Raw genomic sequence first — 20,225 nt, forward strand, 5'->3', positions numbered from 1 at the left:
CTTCCATTTCTCTTCCCGTTGGCGTTAGCCTGCCGTTAGGCAAGCGGAGAGAGGCTTTGAATCTTACTCCCCAACGCTAGTAGGGAAGGGGTTAGGTTTGAGATAAAGTTGCACACCGCGTTACTTAACAAAAATATCAGGATATTCAGTGATTGATGAATACTCTTTTGGATACAGAATAGAATAGAGCTGACTTTCCTAGCTCCCTCGATTTCCATCTTGTCCATAGGCTTGCCAAGCTAAGTCTACTAATCCATCAACGATCGCAGCGGCTACAACTGCATTACCTTTGCGACCGTCAATTATAATGTGAGGCACTAGAGAGTCTTGTAAACGCTCCTTAGCTTCATCAACATTTACAAATCCCACTGGAGTTGCAATTATTAAAGCAGGTCTAATTTCCTCAACTTCAATTAAATCCACCAGTGCAGTCAGTGCCGTTTGTGCTTGACCTACCACAAAAATGCCCTCTGGATAACGCTTGGCTAAGGTTTCTATTCCCCATGCGGCGCGAGTCTTTTCTTTTTGAGGGCGTGTTAAAGCTTCCATGCTGCAATACACTGGATTCGCAAAGGTGTTTTGAATGTCGTAAGCAATACCTACTTGTACCATCGGCACATCTACCACAATCGTGGTACGTGCGGCTAGCGCTGCTGCTCCAGCTTGCAAGGCACGCTCAGAAAAGCGAATCAAAGACTTATACTCAAAGTCAGCCGTGGCGTAGATTACCCGACGCACAATCTCATACTCTGCGGGTGAAAAGACATGATCGCCAATTTCACTATCAATGATTGCTAAACTTTGAGCATCAGTTACGTGCCATTCCATTTTTGTTGAGCTTCTCAAATATTAGCTTTCAGCTTATCAGCTTCAGAGAGTTAAGAGTTAGGAGTTAGGAGTTATAAGTTAATTAAACTACTCACTCCTAACTACTCACTCATAACTCATTACTAGAAGAAGACCGACTGAAAATAGGAGATAGGTAGGCAACCAAGACGCCAATGAGAAACCCAGAGATATTGCGAACTAAAGGCAACCAGTCGCTTGTACGTGTCACAACTGGCCCAATGCCGAAGGCAATAAACAAGATTCCCCACAAAGGTGAGAAAATTAAAGCCCATTGCCAAGCAAAAACTTGTCCTTTTTCGCGGGGTTGAGCTGCAAATCCACAAATCACCCCACCAATTATTGAGCTAATCAAGGTGAGAATCCACTGTTCTCGTGGTAATCCGGGGACAACATTGCAACCCCCTTTGAGCAAACAGCCTTTAACCGATTCTAAGGCTTGTAGAATGGCTTGGTCTTCGCCTTGTTCGCGGACAAAATACAAATTACCGAAGCGGGTTTGCAGTTCTATCCAAAAAGTCCGGGGTAAAAGTTCATAAACAGCATCGCCGACGCTAAAACTGAGGATGTTACCGCCACGAGAATCAGCAACGAGTAGAATACTTTTGTCATCCAAACCCCAATATTTGATAACTGCCCTACCTGGAGTGCGGTCATATTGGGTCAATACTCGCAGTTTCCAGCCCGTGTCAGCTTCAAACTGCTCTAAATCTTTGACAAGCTTTTCTTCTTGCAGTACAGGCAGAGATTTAGCTAAATCTACAACTGGGGTAAAAGTGTCAGGAAGTAACTCAGGATTGTCATAAGCCAGTGCTGGGGGGGAATGCATCACCCAAATTGACCCAGCCAGGAAAAATATTGCAATAGATACGAGAATTCGTCGCCAAAAACAAGATTGCATGGACGTTTTTATACAAATATTAACGGTAAAAGCGAACAAGTTGTTTTAAAAGAGTACTAGAAAAATGATAGTTCTTTACACTTGTTTACTTTACTCTAATCTAAGGGATCAAAGCAAAAGGTTTTTGGGGAGTGGAGAGTAGCCTTCGTGATACATAAAGATAAAGTATATTTTGTCAAGCGCTTAAAATACTCAAAATATCCCTGTGCCTAAGGGAGAGGGGAGGGGGTATAGACACTAGCGCTCTTCTATGGCTCTGGAGAGAGAATAATCCAAGCGATTAGAAAGAAATCGCAGCTACACAAACAAAGTCAGTCTGCGCGGACTAATTAACTGTTGTTTCGAGTGATAATGACTTTTTGCGAATTCAACAGGTGAGAACCTTTTTGGTGTAATCTTGGATTTGATTTGTAGCATAGAGCTATAGCTGCATAATTAATTTTTGGTCAATCTTCGTCATCGAAATTTGTTTCCCAGCTAGCAGTGTCGTTATAACCGTCATTAACGCGGTATACCTCTGCTTTGCTCCGACGATTTTCTTGCCTCAGCACTTCTCGTTCTCGCAACGTTAGTGGTGGTTTTTCATTGCTTGGTAAGCGATCGCTCGTCCGCCTTACAGGTTTTTGGCGCGTGAAGTTTTTCCAAGCAGCTTTCGCGCCAATCAAGATGCTGCGCGTACTTACTTGCAGATTTTGAGCCTGAATTCTTGCATTATCAAGACTTTGATCGACTTGTTTAGCTACTTGACTGGCACTTTTTACACCTTCACTAACATCATCAGTTAAGTCAGTGATTTCCAAACCAGTCACACGTATAGCTTCTAAAGTGGGTGGTAACTCCCGTGAGAGGGTATCAAATAGCTTTTCTGCACTACGAGCGGCGCGTGCTAACTCCTGCAATGCCGGTATTGCCGCCACTAAAACCGCAGTCAAGCTTGTGGCGACTAAAAGTAAAGAAAGTCCCAACCAAAACAGGGGTTCAATCACGGTTATGTCATTTATGAGCGTTCTAATTGTTGGGGAAGCGAATCTGAGTCTTCAACAGCTGTTTGTCGCTTCAAGACTTGGCTTTCTCGCTGGCTGGCATCTACACCTGCTGCGATCGCTTCCCTTAATCTATCTAAAGTCTCATCCCAGTTTCGCAGGGCGCTAGCAGAGAGACGATCTGCCTGAATTTGTACACTCATTGATAAATCTTCTGCCAATTCTGGGATAGCATTGGCAGATTTTTTCAAAATTTTACGCGTTTCGCGCCCTGTGCGTGGAGCCACCAGCAAACCGGTCAAAGCACCGATGGTAGCTCCCAGCATCAAACCGCCAATAAATACTCCAGAACGGTTATTAGACATCTTATTGTTTCTCTCCTTACACCCATTTTAGGTGGGTTTTCTCCCCTTGCAAGACTCAACTGATTTTATTCAGTTAATCTATGGTGACAAAATATCAGCCAGAAAAGTTGCTTTTATTCATTAATACTAAAAGTATTAATTACTTATTATTCAAAACTCCCCGTATCTCCTAAAGTTTTGATACCTCTGCTGGGCGTCCCTTTGGGTTATGTCTTGGGTAGTTCTGTACCCTTTTCCTGATGGAGACGCTCTTAATGACAAGCTTTGAGGGTATGGAAAGGGGAAGTGATGCCTGCGGCGGGCTACGCCTACACTAGAAGCCAATACATCCCAATACTGCTTGGGTTTAGACGAGGTTTATACAAATATTTACATAGATAAAATATAAAAAAATATCTGGTGTATTTGGGTACAATTACTAAATTGTTACTCATTTATATTAGTAAATGCATTGGTATAAATAAAAATAATTATCAAAACTGTCACCAGTGGGTAAACCAACTACTGATGATTATCCCAAAAGTTTACATACATTGTGTTTCCACAGACTACAAATCTCAAATTTTAGTTTTTGTCTCAATTCAATATAAAATCTAAAACTTAAAAACCAAAATCAACATGGCAGACCTAACTCCTAATTCTAGTTTTAGTTTGACACTACGCTTGCAGATTCCCAATCGTGTAGGGATGTTGGCGTCGGTAACACAGGCGATCGCAACTACTGGTGGTAATCTCGGACAAATTGATTTAATCGAGCAAACCCGCAAAGAGTCCACCCGCGATATTACTGTGGATGCTGCCAGTACTGAACACGCTGAAACCATTGTGCAAGCAGTCAAAGCCTTGCCAGATATCAAGTTACTCAGTGTTTACGATCGCACCTTTAATTTGCATCGCGGTGGCAAAATCAGCATTACCAGTAGAATCCCCCTGAAGAGTGTTTCCGATTTGGCAATGGCTTACACGCCCGGAGTCGGTCGAATTTGTACTGCGATCGCTCAAGATCCAGAGGAAGTTTACAACTTAACCATCAAACAAAACACCGTAGCCATTGTTACCGATGGTAGTGCGGTTTTAGGTTTGGGAAATCTTGGCCCAGCCGCCGCCCTACCAGTCATGGAAGGTAAAGCAATGCTATTCAAGGAATTTGCAGGGCTGGATGCTTTTCCCATCTGTCTCGCCACCCAAGATACAGAAGAAATTATCCAAGCAGTTAAAAATATTGCTCCGGTATTTGGGGGCGTAAATTTAGAAGATATTGCTGCACCTCGCTGCTTTGAAATCGAAAAGAGATTACGCCAAGAGTTAGATATCCCCGTTTTTCACGATGACCAGCATGGTACAGCAATTGTCACCTTGGCAGCGTTGTTTAATTCGCTGAAACTGGTGCATAAATCCTTAGCAGAAATCAAGATCGTGATTAACGGTGCTGGGGCGGCGGGAGTAGCGATCGCTCGGTTACTCCGTAAAGCTGGGGCAGAAACAATCTGGATGTGCGATTCTAAAGGGATTATTTCTACCAATCGCACCGATTTAACAGAGGAAAAACTTGAATTTGCTGTGAAAGGTCAGGGTACATTAGCCGGTGCAATGCAAGGTGCAGATGTGTTTATTGGTGTCAGCGCACCAGGAGTTTTGACACCAGAAATGGTGCAATCGATGGCTAAAGATCCAATTATCTTTGCAATGGCAAATCCGATTCCAGAGATTCAGCCAGAATTAATCAGTAAAGATGTTGCTGTCATCGCAACAGGTCGCAGCGATTACCCAAATCAAATCAATAACGTCCTCGCTTTTCCTGGGGTATTCCGTGGTGCTTTAGATTGTCGGGCACACACAATTACCATCAAAATGTACCTCGAAGCCGCAAGTGCGATCGCTTCTTTAGTTAAGCCTTCAGACTTAAATCGGGAACATATTATTCCTTCCGTCTTTGATGAGCGCGTTGTCACCGCTGTTGCTGCTGCTGTGCAACGCGCCGCGCGTGAAGAAGGTATCGCGCGAAATTAATTAAAAGAGAATTCAGAATTCTGTATTCTGAATTCTGAATGCTTTTCCATTGACGATTTAGACCAGTCACTACAAAAGTTGACTACCAAATTCAAAATTTGGTGCGATGTTTCACCTTTTATTCTAGACGCTCTCTACGAGACGCTGCGCTGTCCACCAGTCACCCTTCACTTCTGTTAAGTAGTTCAACTTAATTAAACGTAAAACGCTCAATTTGATACTGTTAACGCACTAGGCATTATCTCTCACTTAATTTCTGAACTCTCTCTATCTTACGTTTTTTTGGGTTGACCTACTTAAAAGTTTCAGTATCAAAAAGCCAAAATTTCATCACTCGTATAATAGACATTGATTTAGTTTATATATTAAACTACACTAAAACTATAGGAATAGTGGTTTTTTTATGGAAAGCGTCCAAAACATTAGTCAAAAGTTGAATGTAACAAGAGACACAGCACTAGAGCAATTACAACAGTCTACTCCAATAGAGTTCAAAAAAGACATTTTCAAAAAACTCAGAGGTGGATTTTTTCTGGTACTAGGATATTTACTATCACCACTATGTTGGTGGAATGACCTACTATTCAATCTGCCAATAGCTTATGGTTTTGGGTATGCATGTAGTTTACTTTTACCAAAATTGCTTATACCTTGTTCAATTATCGGATACTGGCTCTCTAATATTATGGGAATTCTTTTGATGCAATTCGGTTCTAAGGACATTTTTCAAAAAGAGCCTCAAGAGCATAACCTCAAAAAAGAATTGTTCACAGGTCTAATTTCTTCAACAGTTTATACCCTGTTGATTATGCTATTGCTCCAGTTAAAGATTATTGATTCTCCCATTTTCTTCTCCAAGAGTTAATTTAGTTTATCACCTTTCTACAAAGGAATCGATAGTATGGGCGCACCTCTATACGTCCATACTATTTCAAAAAATCGCGGTTTTGAGTCTCTGGATGGAGAGTAAATCAGCGTAAGGATTCAGGTGCTGGGGTATTGACAAGTGTGGTAGGGGAAGCAGAGTATAGCAATTATGGAAAAAGACCTGCCACCAAAACTAGACATTAAAACCCTAAAACAGTTGGAGAAAGAGCAACTGGTAGAGATGCTCCCTGAGCAGGCAAAAGCTATAGAACAGCTAAAATCCAGAGTAATAGAACTAGAATCTATAATAGAGAAACTCAAAGTCAGCAGAGATTTAGACAGCACAACATACATCATCAAAACCACCGTCGGCAGACATCCTCAAAAAAACCGAGAAAAAACTTGAAGATGAACCAGGGGAGAGTGAAGCGCCAAAACGGAAACCAGGAGGACAGCCAGGACATCCGGGACATGCCGCCTGGTAATAATTTAGCTGAACGAACGTTACGTTTAGCAGTCACAAAACGAAAAGTCAGTGGCGGTTCTCGTTCTATGGAGCGCTTCCAAGATACTGCCAATTTATTGACGGTTATACAAACTTGTCGTCATCAAGGACGTTCTGTTATTGACTTTTTTGATCAAGCTATCAAAGCGATGGTTCACCCTACTGTGCAGACTCCTTCTTTAATTCCTCAAATCTAGACCTGAATCCTTACAAATCAGCGAACAAGAAGATCAATTATCATCAAATTTTAAAAATTCACTTAAATTCAACAATTTTGGAGCTTCATTACTTACAATTAATGGCAACTTACCATTCCATTTTTCTATTGCTTGCCTTTGCAGAATTTCTGGAGTTAAACCATCACGTAATAATCTGTGTGCCTCAGCCTCTCCTTTGGCTAAATTCACTTTTGCTTCAGCCTCTTTTGTTGCTTTCAATGCGATAAATTCTGCTCGTTTTGCTTCTTGTTCAGCAATCTGCTTCGCCTCCACCGCCTCACCAAATCGTTCTGAAAAATGGACATGAACTAGAGAAATATCATTAACTGCAACGTGATAGCTACCCAATCTTGTGGACAACGCATCATCTACTCCACTTTTGACTTCTCCTCGTTTAGTGATAATTTCTTCAGCAGTATACTTTGCTATTACCGCTTTTAGTACTTCTTCAACTGCTGGGTTAATAATCCGAATAACTACATTTTGTTCATCTCCAATTTCCTGAAAAATGACATTGACTTCCTGAGAAATAATATGCCAATTGAGAGCTACATCGACAAAAACATTTTGTAAATCTTTGGAAGAACCCTCAGCAGAAATTTCCTGCTTTTGGACTCTAATACTTAACTTTTTTACAGTATTAACTACAGGAATAATTAAGTGAAGTCCTTCTCCTAATATCTGGTTTTGTACTTCGCCAAATTTCATTAATACACCACGTTCTCCTGCATTTACAATTACACAGGGCGTCAGAAAGAGAGTTATCAAAAACAAAAGAGCAGTCAGTTTACCGGCACTGTTAAAACTTGTAATTTTTATCATCTGTGTGAACCATGTATGCATCTTGTACGGAATAGAAAAACGAGTAATTGAACTCGATATTGAAAAATGCTTCGATAGGATTAACCACTCAGGCTTTGAATTTTACTCCCAACGCTATTAGGGAAGGGGGTGGGGGTTAGGTCTGTATTCTATGCAACTGAGAACCGCTATAAATTGCTAAAAACCAAGCTAAATAATGTTGTTATCTTTTAATTCTTAACTTTTTTGATACCGCATACCTGGTAGTTGCGAAATAAAACCCATAAGTTCCAACTGTAACAAAGCACCGGAAACTGAGCCAGCAGCCATGCCAGTTTGTTGGACAATAAAATCAAAGGGCAAAGCATCACTTGCGAGTGCCTCCGGCACGCCTGCGGCGAACGCATTCATTACTGTTTGCAATTCTGGCGATAAAGTTGGCAAACTTAACTGTTCTGGTGGTGTAGAAGTCTCAATTGCATCAATTTGTGGTATTGCTCCTAGCATTGTTAACAGTTCGTCTAGTTCCTTAAGAATAAAGGAAGCTCCCTGACTCAGTAACTTTAAGCATCCTTGGGATGGATAATCGTCAAGTCTTCCAGGTAATGCATAGACATCTCTACCAAATTCATTTGCGTAGGTAGCAGTAATTAAGGCACCAGATTTTAAAGGCGCTTCCATTACCAGAATGGCGCGGCTTAAACCTGCGATAATTCGGTTTCGACGGGGAAAGTGAGTCCGATCGGGTGGGGTTTTTGTGGGGTACTCACTTACGACTAGCCCAGCCGTCAAAATTTGCTTGTACAAATCCCGATTTTTATGCGGATAGATAACATCTACACCAGTTCCCAAAACTGCGATCGTTCGTCCACCTGCTTTCATAGCGGCGATGTGGCTTTCGGTGTCAATTCCCTCTGCCATACCAGAAACGACTGTAAAACCATTTTTAGCTAAAGCTGTACTAATTTGGCGAGTCCAACGGATACCATATTCTGAGGGTTGGCGGGTTCCGACAATCCCAACCATTGGTTTTTGTCCGAGATTTTCTTGGAGTTCGACTTCACCGCGATAGTACAAAATTGGCGGTGGACTGGGAGTTTCTAGCAGTAAACGGGGATAATCTGCATCTGCTGGCGTCCAGAAATGGGAATTTTCCTGCTGGTGCTTGGTGAAGAGTTGTTCTGGGTGCAAACGCGATCGCTGTTGTACTACTTTTTCTAGTGTCTGAAAACCAAAACCCTCTACTTCTCCTAACTGTACCTTAGTAGCGTTCCAAGCTGTTGCTAGCGTGCCAAAATGCTGTTGCAGCCGTCGCAGTAATACTGGCCCAATTCCCGAAATTTGTGCCCAAGCTAGCCAATATGCGCCTTCTTCTACCACCGTTCTATCCTCACGCCACTGGATTGAGTATTCCCAAATTGGGGTTGGCTGTTGATGGCTAGGGGGAGTGGGGAGTGAGGGCAAGGGGAGCAGGGGGGTCTTTCAAGGGCAGGCTTTTAGGCTTTCGATAAATAGTTGAGAATGTTCTCAATTATTGAACGTAGTTTTAAGTTCTCAGACAATGGTTTTGGTTTTAAAATCCCAAAAATTTGTCTAATCAAAAAAACCTGCCCCAGAAAGAGCAGGGGGGTAGGGGGGACAAGGAGGAATTATTGAAAATCTCTCCCAAGTCTCCCCCTTCTTTCTTGTCTCCTTTGTTTCTTCTTCATGCCCAATGACGGCAGTTGCTCCACTTGGGGAGACCCCATCGCCCTTGGCGTCTCCCCTTGGGAGAAGACCGCACTGCCTCCCCAATGCCCAATTTCCAATCCCCCTTGACTTTTGACTCTTGACTCTTGACTATTAACTATTGACTATCTATCTTCTTATCTTCTGTGATGAAATATTTTTATCGTCTTCTAATAAGCCTATCTGGGTGCTTAATATTTTTACTGGTGCATAGTGGCCTTGGTTTATTACCTAGTTTGGCAGCCGAAAAAGTTACCGTCAGGTACGGATTGTTTGAGCAATCGATTCCGGTGGCAGATATACGCAACTATGATGAGACACAAAAGGTTTCTGCCGATCTAAAATCTTTTCTAGATTACCTTAGCGCTAAAGAAAAACAGAAATTTCAAGAAGCCCTACAAGTGAAAATGTCGCTTGATATTGTGGCTTTAGATAAGCTGGTAAACACAGGAATGGGCAAACAAATTTTATCTTTTACTTCCCAAGCGATCGCTCGTCGCGATCAAGCCAGTATACAAGCACTACGATCTGCCCTGATCATCGGAGCAAAATCACCGGAAGGTTTAGGAATAACTAGCTTTCTAGAAGCCTATCCCAGTAATCAACTAGTTATTGATGTGTCAAAAATTAAGAAACTAGTCGGCATGGCGAATTCCTCTGCTAGTTCTGCTGATGCGCCGCCGAAAGATGACGTAACTTCTTCACCTTTAGGGAAAGTTGCCCTACAATATCAAACACTCGCCGCTCAAGATAAACAGTTCTCAGGTTGCTTATTTGGTGATTCTATTTCGGCTGGACTTGGTAATACCCTTGGGAGTGGTACTTTTAATTTTGGGTTAAATGGTCTGAGTACAATCTCATTAATAGAACAACTGAAAAGTTTAATTCCTACCAAGGTTAAATGCGAAAAAGCCATTATTGCCATAGGTGGAAATGATGCTTTGTATGGAATTAGTGATGAGTTATTTAGCAAAAATCTCCAAGAGGCGATCGCACTTATCCGTACAATGGGAACTAAAGAGATTTTTCTGATTCCGGCTTTTTATTCAACAGTGGCAGCAAGCTCAGATCCAAAAGTAGCAGCCCCACTTTCTAGAGTTGAACAAATTAATGTTCTGATTAATCAAGTTGCTGAAACAGAAAAAGTACCAGTTGCCGCAGCCGGACTAGCACCATTATATGAAAATAATGTTTTGAAAGAAAATTTAACCAGTGATGGCGACCATTTGAATGCAGAGGGTCTGAAAATTTATCGGCAAGCATTATTACAAATCCTGGGTAAGTAGGTCAACCTAATTAAACATAAAATGCTCACTAGATAGATCCCCGATTTATTAAATAAGTCGGGGAATTACGAATTATATCATGTCCGCTTGATTGCTTAATAAACCCGAAGAACCCCACCCCGCCAAAGCTGTGCTTTGTCTCCCCTCCCCGCAGGCGAGGGGGTTGGGGGTGGGGTTATTTGATTATGGGTAATTTGGCGGACATGATATTACGAATTACGAATTACGAATTATCACTGTTAGGCTTTCCAATTCAAAAAACGTGCATAAAGATAAGCTATACCTTCATCAAGAACCGTCCGCACACCTTCGCTAGAATTCCACCATTTGTTTGGATTATAATCTTGCGTTGTAGCAGCAATCACACCAACATTAATTTCAGGGGCAAGTATTTTTTTAAAAAGAAACCAACTCCTACGGGCATGAACGTCCAAGGAAAAAAGATTAATCGATTCTATTTTTAAATTTGAATTGGATAGCCAACGCTCAAATTCAGCAGCAGATGCATAACTACGATCCTTAACTACAAAAGGTGTCGGAACAGCTACTACTTTTTCTGCTTCTAAACCGAGTTTTATGAAAGTGTCAGCCGACACGTCTGCAAAGTTCTTGTATCCGGTAAGATAACTTCCTTTTCCTAATGTGCCTCCGGTAGTAATTATTTGATGATAAGAACCGTTTTTAAATTCAGTCAAAGCTTTTTCTATAGCGTAATCTGGTAGCCATCCTTCAACAACTAATACTTCTGCTGATTCGATCGGGGAAGTTACGGCGAGAAATGAGTGTACATGAGTAAAAAGGAAAAATATTAAATAAGCAATCAAAGCGATCGCAATCGCCCACCCTTGAGCCGTAAGTGTCCACATTTCTTGGCGTTTGATTAGTTTGATTTTGGGAAATTTTTGACACCGACGATTTTTTATCCGCATTAAACCTTAGTTAAACGTTGTTCTTTCAAGTAGGTAAACACAGACTTATCTCCAATATCAGCAGGAATTGCTTGGACTGTCTTGCGCAGAGCAAACACTAAAAATAATATCGCCCAAGTTCCTAATAAAATGCTTTCTCCTTGGGTTGGTAAAATTCCTACCAAATGTCCTAACAACAGTAGCGGTACAATTGGGGTTAATACTTTGGTTTCCAGGCGATTGAAGCAAAAAGCCTCTTTAAAATAAATACCTGTCAAAGCTACGAAGATAAAACCAACCCCAAATAAGGTAATTGGATGATTGTAAACAGCAAGAGCTAAAGGTTCACTACTAGTAATTGCCAGAATCACTGATGCGATACTACCAATCGCCCAAAAAACTTGCAATGTTCGGTGCAGTGATGCCATATAGATATGGATGGTAAATAAACTTACACCAAGCGCGAGACTAAAACAAGCATATAGAGGTGTCAGTAAAGTTACAACAGTTGGGTTATTGTTGAGTAAAATTAAGGCGCTGCCGATGGCAAAGCTCAGTGCTGCTAACATTAACCCAGCGCGATAGATAATTACGCCAGTGCGATCGCTCTGAGTAATTGTAAATTCCCCAAACTGACCTTGATAAACTTCTGGTGCAGAGAGTGTTTGTGTAGTCATAGCTAAGAATATAATTATGATTCTCTAGTAGAGTACAACAGGAAATTGCTCAAGGGTTACTTTTATTATTATGAGCAATATAGCGGTTATCAGTTGAGTGAGGTACAAGAACCCCACTCCCAACCCTCCCCGCTCTTCGAGAGGGGACTATGATGTACCTCATGTGATTAGTAAACGCTATAAAGCGAACTTCATGTCACCATTCCTAAACTTACGTCTTTTAGCAGTTGCTTTCTAGAAATTTTTGTCGAATTGGCACTGCTTACGATGAATGAAAATGCTTGTTTTTAAGTGGTGTGTAGTTGCCCATCCTCCTTTTTATATCTAGAATTTTCCCCTTTCTTTGACTTCCCCACAAATCAGTAACAGGCACTTTGCAGCCTGGTGACTTTTTACTGTCTTAACTTTAACAATATTCACTGGTCTGATTTTCTTAAAAAAACAAGACTTCTAGCACATCTTGTAAATTAATCTGTAATTGTGAGTGAGCATCTCCGCAATTAATGGCAATTTCTACCCAGCCATGACTGCCAACTAAAGCTATTATCTCCCCTGCTTTGACTTCACTGTAAGTTTCACAGCCTGGTACACTCAATCCGGCAACTTGCACATACCAACTTTTGCCTTGCACGTAACTCGCTGGAATGTTACTCACTAGGTTGCCAAAGTGGTCAATATATTGAATGCAACCCACTACACTGGTGGTTGTCTGCTTGCAGTTGCCTATATCCAGGTTTACCAAACTTACTGGTTCGATTGCTTGTCCTAGCTGTTTGAGGGGGACACCACTAGCAAGATTAGCTGCCACTGGTGCAAAGATATCTCTACCGTGAAAAGTCTTGCTTGGTTGAGGAGTGCGCCAATAATTAAGATTTGTAAGTTCGACGGCTGCGATTGCAGGACTTTGACTGAGTATCCCGCTGAATATACCATTATCTGGCCCGACCAAAAACCCTTGAGCAAATTCTACTGCGATCGCTCGTCGCTTGCTTCCCACTCCCGGATCTACTACTGCCAGATGCACTGTCCCAACTGGGAAATGAGCATAAGCATTCATCAAGCTAAACCTGGCTGCGGCGATATCTTGCGGCGGAATTTGGTGCGTTAAATCTACCACCGTCAGTCTAGGGTTGATTTGGGCTATGACTCCCTTCATTATGCTTACATAAACATCGCGATCGCCGAAATCGCTTAGTAATGTCACAAGGGGTTGTCGATCTATCTGGTTATTAGACATATTTTGGTAGAATTATATAAAAAATATATTTTCTGTAGCAACAGCTACAAAATATGTGTTATGTTAAGAATACAAGACATAAACTGAAAAATTAAAGCAGGTAATCACTATGAGTCAAAATAGACTACAAAGTTTGAGCAAATCACGCGAAGCTCACAGAGCCAATATTCAAAGAAGCCTAGAGCATCGGTTGGAAATAGCCAGAGCAAAAGGCGACGAACAGCTGATTCGTCAACTGGAAGCTGAAATGAGGTATTCCAGCTAAATCAAGTTTTCATTGTTCATAGTTTTGTTGTGTAACCCGCTAAGGCGGGTTTTTTCTTTTTAGATAGGGAGTTTCCTGGCAATTTCGCTCTGACAGCGTTTTGCAATTAATTGAATTACCCCACTTCCTACTCCCTCCTCACGCTCCTGGCTCAACACCCAAGGCTCGTAACTGTGCTGCCAAGCGTTCAACCCGTTGCAGGGCAGTTTCTTTAGCTTCTCGCTCTTGTTCGGCTCGTTCTGCACCAGTAGGAATCACATTACCTTCAGTATCACACCACCGCAACCAAACATCCCGCTTACCTTCATACGCACCTTCCCACAAACATAAACCTAACTCAACTTCAGTCAGCCATTGCTCGCTTGTAGGTATATATTGCCGCCCTCGCAACTCATACATTTGTAGAATTTCACCACCAAGTTGCTGAGTTGGGTCAAAGATAATGTAGTACATTACCCGCATCCTGGCATACTCTAATAATTTTCGCCCTGTTTCATTGCCTTCTCGATTGGAGACAATTTCAATTACTACCTCTGGCGGTTTGCCAAACTCCCAAAAGAAATAGGAGCGATGTTTTTTTTCCCACCAGTTTTCTGCTATCTGTACATCTAGGCTCAAAAATACATCTGGCACAATCGGCGGTTGCTTACCAGTGGTAAATAAACCCACATTGGCAGCAACGAGAAACCCTTGGGCATTACTTGGCCCGTTCCAAGAACTGTAAAGGGTTTCTGTTAGTAATCTTTGTTGTTTTTCTGATGGTAAATTATCCAAGGGTTCATCGTCTTCTGTCGCCAGAAGACTAACATCTGGTAAAAAATCTTCTGGTAAGAAGCCCGCGTCTGTCAAGGTAATAGATTCACTCATAAGAAATACTGGAGATAGCAGCTTAATTCTATTGTGGCAGCAGGGGAGCAGAGGAGAGTTCAAATACCAAGTTCTTTCCCCTCTGCCCCTCTGACTTCAAGCTTGTAAGAAATGCGGGTATAGCGATCGCGATCGCACCCTTCGACCCTATTGAAGTCAGAGATTAAGGTAAAATTATAAGTAAAAGTATTAAGAATTTTAAAGAAAATAATCCATGTCCAGGATACCTCTTGACAAAAGTAACTCTCGTGTAGTCGTTATCGGTGCCGGAATAGGTGGACTGACTGCTGGAGCATTATTAGCTCATAGAGGTTACAGTGTCTTAATTTTAGATCAAGCCCTCGTACCAGGAGGCTGTGCTTCAACGTTTAAACGCCAGGTATTTACCTTTGATGTAGGAGCAACTCAGGTTGCAGGATTAGAAGCAGGGGGAATCCACCACCGAATTTTCTCAGAATTGTCAATAGATTTGCCAGAAGCAACGCCTTGCGACCCTGCTTGTGCGGTGTATTTACCTGGGGAAACCACACCCATCAACGTTTGGCGCGACCAAGAGAAATGGCAAGAAGAACGACAAAAACAGTTTCCTGGTAGCGAACCATTTTGGCAGTTGATGGCAACTTTATTTGATGCTAGTTGGGAATTTCAAGGACGCGACCCGGTACTACCACCGCGTAATTTATGGGATTTGTGGCAGCTAACTCAGGCGGTGCGTCCGAGTACATTAATTACCGTACCCTTCACCTTGTTTACGGTAGGAGATGCTTTACGGTTATGTGGATTGGGAAATGACCGACGACTGAGAACTTTTTTAGATTTGCAACTGAAGCTATACTCCCAGGTGGATGCAGACGAGACAGCATTACTTTACGCAGCCACAGCGTTGAGTGTATCCCAACTGCCCCAAGGATTGTTTCACCTCCAGGGAAGTATGCAAGTATTAAGCGATCGCTTGGTACAATCCTTAGAGAGAGATGGCGGCAAATTATTGATGCGCCACACAGTAGAAGAAATCAAAGTAGAAAACGGTAAAGCTACTGCTGTTGTTATTAGAAATCAAAAAACTGGCGAAGTTTGGACAGAAGCCGCCGACCACATAGTTAGCAACGTCACCGTGCAAAATTTGGTGCAGTTGTTAGGAGAACAAGCGCCATCTGGTTATAAAAACCGGGTGGAAAAACTGCCCCAAGCATCGGGTGCTTTTGTGGTGTATTTGGGTGTAGATGTCAGTGCAATTCCGCCTGGGTGTCCTCCCCACCTGCAATTTCTGTATGATGTCAATGGCCCAATTGGCGAGAATAATTCCCTATTTGTTTCCGTCAGTCATCCCGGAGACGGCCGCGCACCGGAAGGTAAGGCGACAATTATCGCTTCTTCGTTTGTCGATCCTACACAGTGGTGGCAGACTGATGATTATGAAGGACTAAAAGAGAAGTTTACCAAAGAAGCGATCGCTCGTCTTGCCCAATACTTTTATCTCAAACCAGAAACTATTCTTTATCAAGAAGCGGCAACACCCCGCACCTTTGCCCATTTCACAGCCCGCGATCGCGGTATAGTTGGTGGTATTGGTCAAAGAATTCCTACCTTTGGCCCCTTTGGGTTCGCTAATCGGACTCCAATTCAGAATTTGTGGTTAGTTGGTGACTCCACCCATCCCGGCGAAGGTACTGCTGGGGTGAGTTATTCGGCGCTGACGGTAGTTAGGCAAATTGAAGCGCAAATGTAGTATTTTGTAAAGTTAGTAATGAAGAGTTTGTAGTAAGGACTTTAGTGCTTAGAAAATAACCAATAAAGTCCCTACTACAAAATTGTCTACAACTATTTAGATAGAGCAGAAATTTTATTAAATACTATAAATCATACTTATAACCGATGCCAAGCAGGACACAAAACTGATGAAATAAGGTTAGTGTTGCGAATTTGGAGTAATGACAGACAGCGTTTTAATTCTTGGAGGAAGAGGGCGGATTGGTAGCAGTGTTGCCGAGGATCTAGCTACCCATACGCAAGCAAAAATTACGATTACTGGACGTTCTGCGGAGTTTGGGAAGGCTGTTAGCTTGTCTTCGGGGGGACAAGTGCAGTTTTTGATATTAGATTTGACAGAGGTTGACAAGTTGCGAGATGCGATCGCAAACTCTAACTTAGTCATACATTGTGCTGGACCATTTCACTATCGAGATACTAATGTTCTCGAAACGTGTATTGCTGAAGGCGTTAATTATCTAGATGTTAGCGACCACCGTTCTTATACAAGCAAGGCTCTGAATTATCATGAAAAAGCTGCTACTGCTGGCGTGACGGCAATTATTAATACTGGCATTTTTCCTGGTATTTCTAACAGCATGGTACGCCAGGGAGTTGAACAATTCGATCGACCAGAAAAGATCCATTTAAGTTATTTAGTTTCTGGTTCTGGTGGTGCTGGCATTACAGTGATGCGGACAACTTTTCTAGGGTTGCAGTATCCTTTTGAGGCTTGGATAGATGGAAAATGGGAAATAGTCAAACCTTACAGTGAAAGGGAAGTAGTTGAGTTTCCATCTCCTTATAGACGCAGCGGAGTTTACTGGTTTGATATGCCAGAAACCTTTACATTACCCCATGCATTCCCATCAGTGAAAACTGTAATTACCAAGTTTGGCTCTGTTCCAGATTTTTATAATCACTTAACTTGGATTGCGGCACACGTTTTTCCCAAGTGGTTAATGCAGCGTCGTTACATGATTGAATTTCTGTCTCATGTCAGCCATTCAATGACAGATGTCACTAATAATTTTAGTGGAATTGGAGTAGCAGTTCGTTCAGAAGTTACAGGGCAAAAAAATGGTGCAACAGCCGTTTATTGTTCAACTGTAGTACATGAAAATACAGCGCTGGCTTCTGGTTGCGGCACAGGTAGTATTGCTCAATTATTGCTAGAAGGTAAACTCAAGAAACCAGGAGTTTTTCCTGTAGAAGAAGCATTACCAACAAATTTATTTGCAGAGGTAATGCAAAACCGAGGAATTAAAATTAATCACAGTTGGTCATAAGTGTCTATCCGATAATAAAGTCAAAATATCAGTCTACTTGAGTAGACTTGAGCTATTAGTCCAGAAGTTGAGTTCTAGATGGTATGTTAGTAAGCACGACAATTTTTGACTATAGCGATTATCATTTTAAAGAGGTACACGGCTAAGGTGGCACGATTTTGTCCTACTACTAAATCATTTGTGAACAACGAGATCCCCGACTTTTTAGAGAAGTCGGGGATTTTAGTATTGTGAATAAGATTACCCTAGCTAAAAATTAATATACCTTGAGATAGAAGAAAGAACTGTACCTAAACACTTAGGATGCCTGTGAGCCTAAGATATCTAACCTATCTTCTACCTAAAAAAGCTCATCACAAAAATTAGGAGATTTTTTTCATGCAAAAAATTCTATTAAGTTTAAAACAAGCATTACGTTCAAGCTTTTTGGTTGTTGGCTTGATGGTTTTCATCAGCTTGACAGGTTCCTTCATTTTTGTTCAGCAAAGTAGTTATGCAACTACTCTGGAAGAACTAAAACTAGTACCTCCACAGTATAAACCAAATTCTGAAGAAAAAATTAATCGTGCTAACGAATACGATCCAGGTGTTGGCATTCAAGAGGAAGATAGACAAAAAGCTTATGAGCAAGCAATAAAAGATTCAAAAAATCTTAATACTATCGAAAAGACTTACGAAAGAAATTTGAAGGCGGAACAAAAACAAAATTCCCCAGAAAGTTTTAGCGACAAAGCGAAAGAAGTTATTGAAAAAGTGACAGGTAAATAGGGAATATAGACTTAATGTAAACCCCTTTCTTTATAAGAAAGGGGAATTAAGAATAAAAGCAACTCTCAGGTTTGAAGTAATGTTCAGACAATGAAACTGTCGCCACTATCTAAAAGTGACTGCAAAAATTAATTGATTTCACTCAAATTCGTCTATTGTGGTGGGAGGAGTAGTCTTTCTCTTGTTAGCAAAATTGCGCTCATACCACTTCATTAATGGAGTTGCACTAATCCCATGCACAATTACCGAAGCGACAATTGTAGTGTAAGTTATCCAAGCAATTTGTTCCGCTGCTTCACCTTTCAAGCCATGACCAAAGGCATAAGCTAGATAATATAAAGAACCAACACCGCGAATACCAAACCATCCAAATAACAACCGAGTTCCTGGGTGGAAGGTTCGCCGGCGTGAATCTAAAGGACGTTTACCTATTGTGCTAATCCAAACTCCTAAAGGTCTGACGATAAAGAATAACAAAATTATCACTAACACAGATTGCATAGCATAATTAAGCATTGGTTTCAATAATAATATTGAACCTAATAGTAAAATTGTCCCAACTTCCAGCAGTTTTTCTACTTGCTCAACAAATTCTAATTGTTCTATCGGTTTTTCAGAATTCCTGTAACTGCGTTGGACAACTAACCCAGCAACAAATACCGCCAAAAATCCATAGCCATTAACCATTTCTGTTAATGAATAAGTTATGAGAATTGTGCTGATAGCAATAAAATCTTCCATTAACTCATCGGCAGGACGGCGTTTTTGAACTTTTTTTTCAATCCAAACTATAGATTTGGCGACAACAATTCCCATAACAATACCAGATGCGATCGCCCATATTAAATCAACTGTAATCCACTGTTGAAACCAGTTACCCCAATTGTCATCTTCTAAGGCATGAATGCCAAAATAAACGAAGGGAAAAGCTAAAGCATCATTTAACCCACCTTCAGAGGTTAAACCAAATCTTAACTCATCTTGGTCATTTGCACTGGTGAGTTGTACTTCTGATGCTAATACTGGATCGGTCGGTGCGAGAATTGCTCCTAATAAAATTGCTTCTCCCCAATTCATCCCTAAAAACAATTTACCCACAACAGCCAGAGCAAAAATTGAAATTGGCATCAGAAATACAATCAATCGCACCGTAATATCCCAAACCCCCAACTTTAGAGGCCGAACAATTCTTAAGCCACAGCTAAATACAGAAATAATTACTACAAGTTCTGTTATTTTCTCCAGCAGTTCGCTGTTAAAAACGTCATCTCGACGTAATTGAATCAGCCCTAAGCCATAAGGGCCTAGAAAAATACCAACCACTAGGTAGATGATGGCAAAAGAAAGGGGTAAGCGACTAATCCAACCCGACCCTAAAGTTACCATCAGTAAAAGTAGACCAATTACAAATAGGTCAATAATATAGATATCTACCATATAGCGATTTACATAAATATAAGGTGTTGCTTTGTAAGCTTAGTTGCAATACCTTTGTATTAGAATTTACCTATAGGCAGATTTTCTGGGATTATGAATTTAGAGACATCACCAAATTGGAGAAGAAAGGAATAGATAAATTTGGCGTTGCCTTTGCCCATCGTAGACATTGCTATTTGATTATTTGTTAGAAGTCCTTTAACTAATCGGATGTAGCACGGGAATATAGCTAAGACACACCTATACGCTTTTAGGAAGGTTTATAAGCTAAACGACATCTAATCCAAAATTTATATAACTCTTGTGGCATAGGTCGAAAAGCCTACGCTAATTATGCAAATTAAATGTGGAACAGCTTAATCGTGTCCGGTTAAAGGGATTTTTAGGCTTTCTGCATAGATTAGGGAATATAGCCAATTGGACGGACAGGATATATTTCCTACTTTCTGACTCAGATATCGCCCATTTTAGTACAAATATACTATAATGGGTATAGCGTCCACAAAGCCTAGCCAAAT

Annotated in this window: 19 protein-coding genes and 1 pseudogene; 9 read left to right on the top strand and 11 right to left on the bottom strand. The window is 41.3% G+C overall.

Annotated elements, in window-relative coordinates:
* Positions 1–198 precede the first annotated feature (198 nt).
* From RMX69_RS25735 to RMX69_RS25750, 4 genes are all read right to left on the bottom strand, one after another.
* The gene (locus RMX69_RS25735; protein ID WP_289799093.1) at positions 199–828 is read right to left on the bottom strand and encodes a precorrin-8X methylmutase; all 630 of its coding nucleotides are present in this window, start codon (positions 826–828) and stop codon (positions 199–201) included.
* 109 nt (positions 829–937) lie between these two features.
* The gene (locus tag RMX69_RS25740) at positions 938–1,747 is read right to left on the bottom strand and encodes a TPM domain-containing protein (protein WP_322639127.1); all 810 of its coding nucleotides are present in this window, start codon (positions 1,745–1,747) and stop codon (positions 938–940) included.
* Between the two features lie 446 nt (positions 1,748–2,193).
* Positions 2,194–2,733, bottom strand: coding sequence for a DUF948 domain-containing protein (locus RMX69_RS25745; RefSeq protein WP_289799095.1), 540 nt, complete (start codon positions 2,731–2,733; stop codon positions 2,194–2,196).
* Positions 2,734–2,744: 11 nt separating this feature from the next.
* Positions 2,745–3,095 (bottom strand): YtxH domain-containing protein, encoded by a 351-nt coding sequence (locus RMX69_RS25750; RefSeq protein WP_289799096.1) that lies wholly within the window; start codon positions 3,093–3,095, stop codon positions 2,745–2,747.
* Positions 3,096–3,713: 618 nt separating this feature from the next.
* Between RMX69_RS25750 and RMX69_RS25755 the strand changes: the two genes are divergently transcribed.
* The 4 genes and pseudogenes from RMX69_RS25755 to RMX69_RS25770 form a co-directional block, all read left to right on the top strand.
* The gene (locus RMX69_RS25755) at positions 3,714–5,105 is read left to right on the top strand and encodes a malic enzyme-like NAD(P)-binding protein (protein WP_322639128.1); all 1,392 of its coding nucleotides are present in this window, start codon (positions 3,714–3,716) and stop codon (positions 5,103–5,105) included.
* Between the two features lie 403 nt (positions 5,106–5,508).
* Complete coding sequence (locus RMX69_RS25760) at positions 5,509–5,970, top strand: hypothetical protein (protein ID WP_289799098.1); 462 nt, start codon at positions 5,509–5,511, stop codon at positions 5,968–5,970.
* A 171-nt stretch (positions 5,971–6,141) separates the two neighbouring features.
* Positions 6,142–6,378: a hypothetical protein gene (locus RMX69_RS25765; protein ID WP_322639129.1), complete on the top strand. Its 237-nt coding sequence runs from the start codon at positions 6,142–6,144 to the stop codon at positions 6,376–6,378.
* 62 nt (positions 6,379–6,440) lie between these two features.
* A pseudogene (locus RMX69_RS25770) lies at positions 6,441–6,674 on the top strand (IS66 family transposase); the annotation flags it as partial.
* Positions 6,675–6,707: 33 nt separating this feature from the next.
* On the opposite strand, the gene RMX69_RS25775 reads toward RMX69_RS25770, so the two are convergent.
* Together RMX69_RS25775 and dprA are read right to left on the bottom strand one after the other, a co-directional pair.
* A complete protein-coding gene (locus RMX69_RS25775) occupies positions 6,708–7,517 on the bottom strand; it encodes a prohibitin family protein (RefSeq protein WP_322639130.1) in 810 nt (269 codons plus the stop codon).
* Between the two features lie 216 nt (positions 7,518–7,733).
* Positions 7,734–8,876, bottom strand: a complete 1,143-nt coding sequence (gene dprA / locus RMX69_RS25780) for a DNA-processing protein DprA (protein ID WP_289800109.1) — start codon at positions 8,874–8,876, stop codon at positions 7,734–7,736.
* 554 nt (positions 8,877–9,430) lie between these two features.
* Here dprA and RMX69_RS25785 point away from each other — a divergent pair.
* Positions 9,431–10,510, top strand: coding sequence for an alpha/beta hydrolase (locus tag RMX69_RS25785; RefSeq protein WP_289799102.1), 1,080 nt, complete (start codon positions 9,431–9,433; stop codon positions 10,508–10,510).
* A 239-nt stretch (positions 10,511–10,749) separates the two neighbouring features.
* Here the strand turns inward: RMX69_RS25785 and RMX69_RS25790 are convergent, their stop codons facing one another.
* The 3 genes from RMX69_RS25790 to RMX69_RS25800 form a co-directional block, all read right to left on the bottom strand.
* Positions 10,750–11,439: an ElyC/SanA/YdcF family protein gene (locus tag RMX69_RS25790; protein WP_289799103.1), complete on the bottom strand. Its 690-nt coding sequence runs from the start codon at positions 11,437–11,439 to the stop codon at positions 10,750–10,752.
* On the bottom strand, positions 11,439–12,095 hold the full coding sequence (locus tag RMX69_RS25795) for a DUF2301 domain-containing membrane protein (protein WP_322639131.1): 657 nt from the start codon (positions 12,093–12,095) through the stop codon (positions 11,439–11,441). The genes RMX69_RS25790 and RMX69_RS25795 overlap by 1 nt, the downstream gene beginning before the upstream one ends.
* A 433-nt stretch (positions 12,096–12,528) precedes the next feature.
* Positions 12,529–13,332, bottom strand: coding sequence for an SAM-dependent chlorinase/fluorinase (locus RMX69_RS25800; protein WP_322639132.1), 804 nt, complete (start codon positions 13,330–13,332; stop codon positions 12,529–12,531).
* A 109-nt stretch (positions 13,333–13,441) separates the two neighbouring features.
* Here RMX69_RS25800 and RMX69_RS25805 point away from each other — a divergent pair, with 109 nt between their 5' ends.
* A complete protein-coding gene (locus tag RMX69_RS25805; RefSeq protein ID WP_289799106.1) occupies positions 13,442–13,597 on the top strand; it encodes a hypothetical protein in 156 nt (51 codons plus the stop codon).
* 138 nt (positions 13,598–13,735) lie between these two features.
* Here the strand turns inward: RMX69_RS25805 and RMX69_RS25810 are convergent, their stop codons facing one another.
* Positions 13,736–14,464 (bottom strand): Uma2 family endonuclease, encoded by a 729-nt coding sequence (locus tag RMX69_RS25810; RefSeq protein ID WP_322639133.1) that lies wholly within the window; start codon positions 14,462–14,464, stop codon positions 13,736–13,738.
* A 214-nt stretch (positions 14,465–14,678) separates the two neighbouring features.
* Here RMX69_RS25810 and crtD point away from each other — a divergent pair, with 214 nt between their 5' ends.
* From crtD to RMX69_RS25825, 3 genes are all read left to right on the top strand, one after another.
* Positions 14,679–16,193, top strand: coding sequence for a C-3',4' desaturase CrtD (gene crtD, locus RMX69_RS25815; RefSeq protein ID WP_322639134.1), 1,515 nt, complete (start codon positions 14,679–14,681; stop codon positions 16,191–16,193).
* Positions 16,194–16,395: 202 nt separating this feature from the next.
* Positions 16,396–17,502: a saccharopine dehydrogenase family protein gene (locus RMX69_RS25820; RefSeq protein WP_322639135.1), complete on the top strand. Its 1,107-nt coding sequence runs from the start codon at positions 16,396–16,398 to the stop codon at positions 17,500–17,502.
* A 378-nt stretch (positions 17,503–17,880) separates the two neighbouring features.
* On the top strand, positions 17,881–18,270 hold the full coding sequence (locus RMX69_RS25825) for a hypothetical protein (RefSeq protein ID WP_289799111.1): 390 nt from the start codon (positions 17,881–17,883) through the stop codon (positions 18,268–18,270).
* Positions 18,271–18,408: 138 nt separating this feature from the next.
* Here the strand turns inward: RMX69_RS25825 and RMX69_RS25830 are convergent, their stop codons facing one another.
* A complete protein-coding gene (locus RMX69_RS25830; RefSeq protein WP_322639136.1) occupies positions 18,409–19,707 on the bottom strand; it encodes a sodium:proton antiporter in 1,299 nt (432 codons plus the stop codon).
* Positions 19,708–20,225: the final 518 nt, after the last annotated feature.

Source organism: Nostoc sp. EspVER01, from assembly GCF_034530635.1.
In the GTDB taxonomy this organism is placed as follows: Bacteria; Cyanobacteriota; Cyanobacteriia; order Cyanobacteriales; family Nostocaceae; genus Nostoc.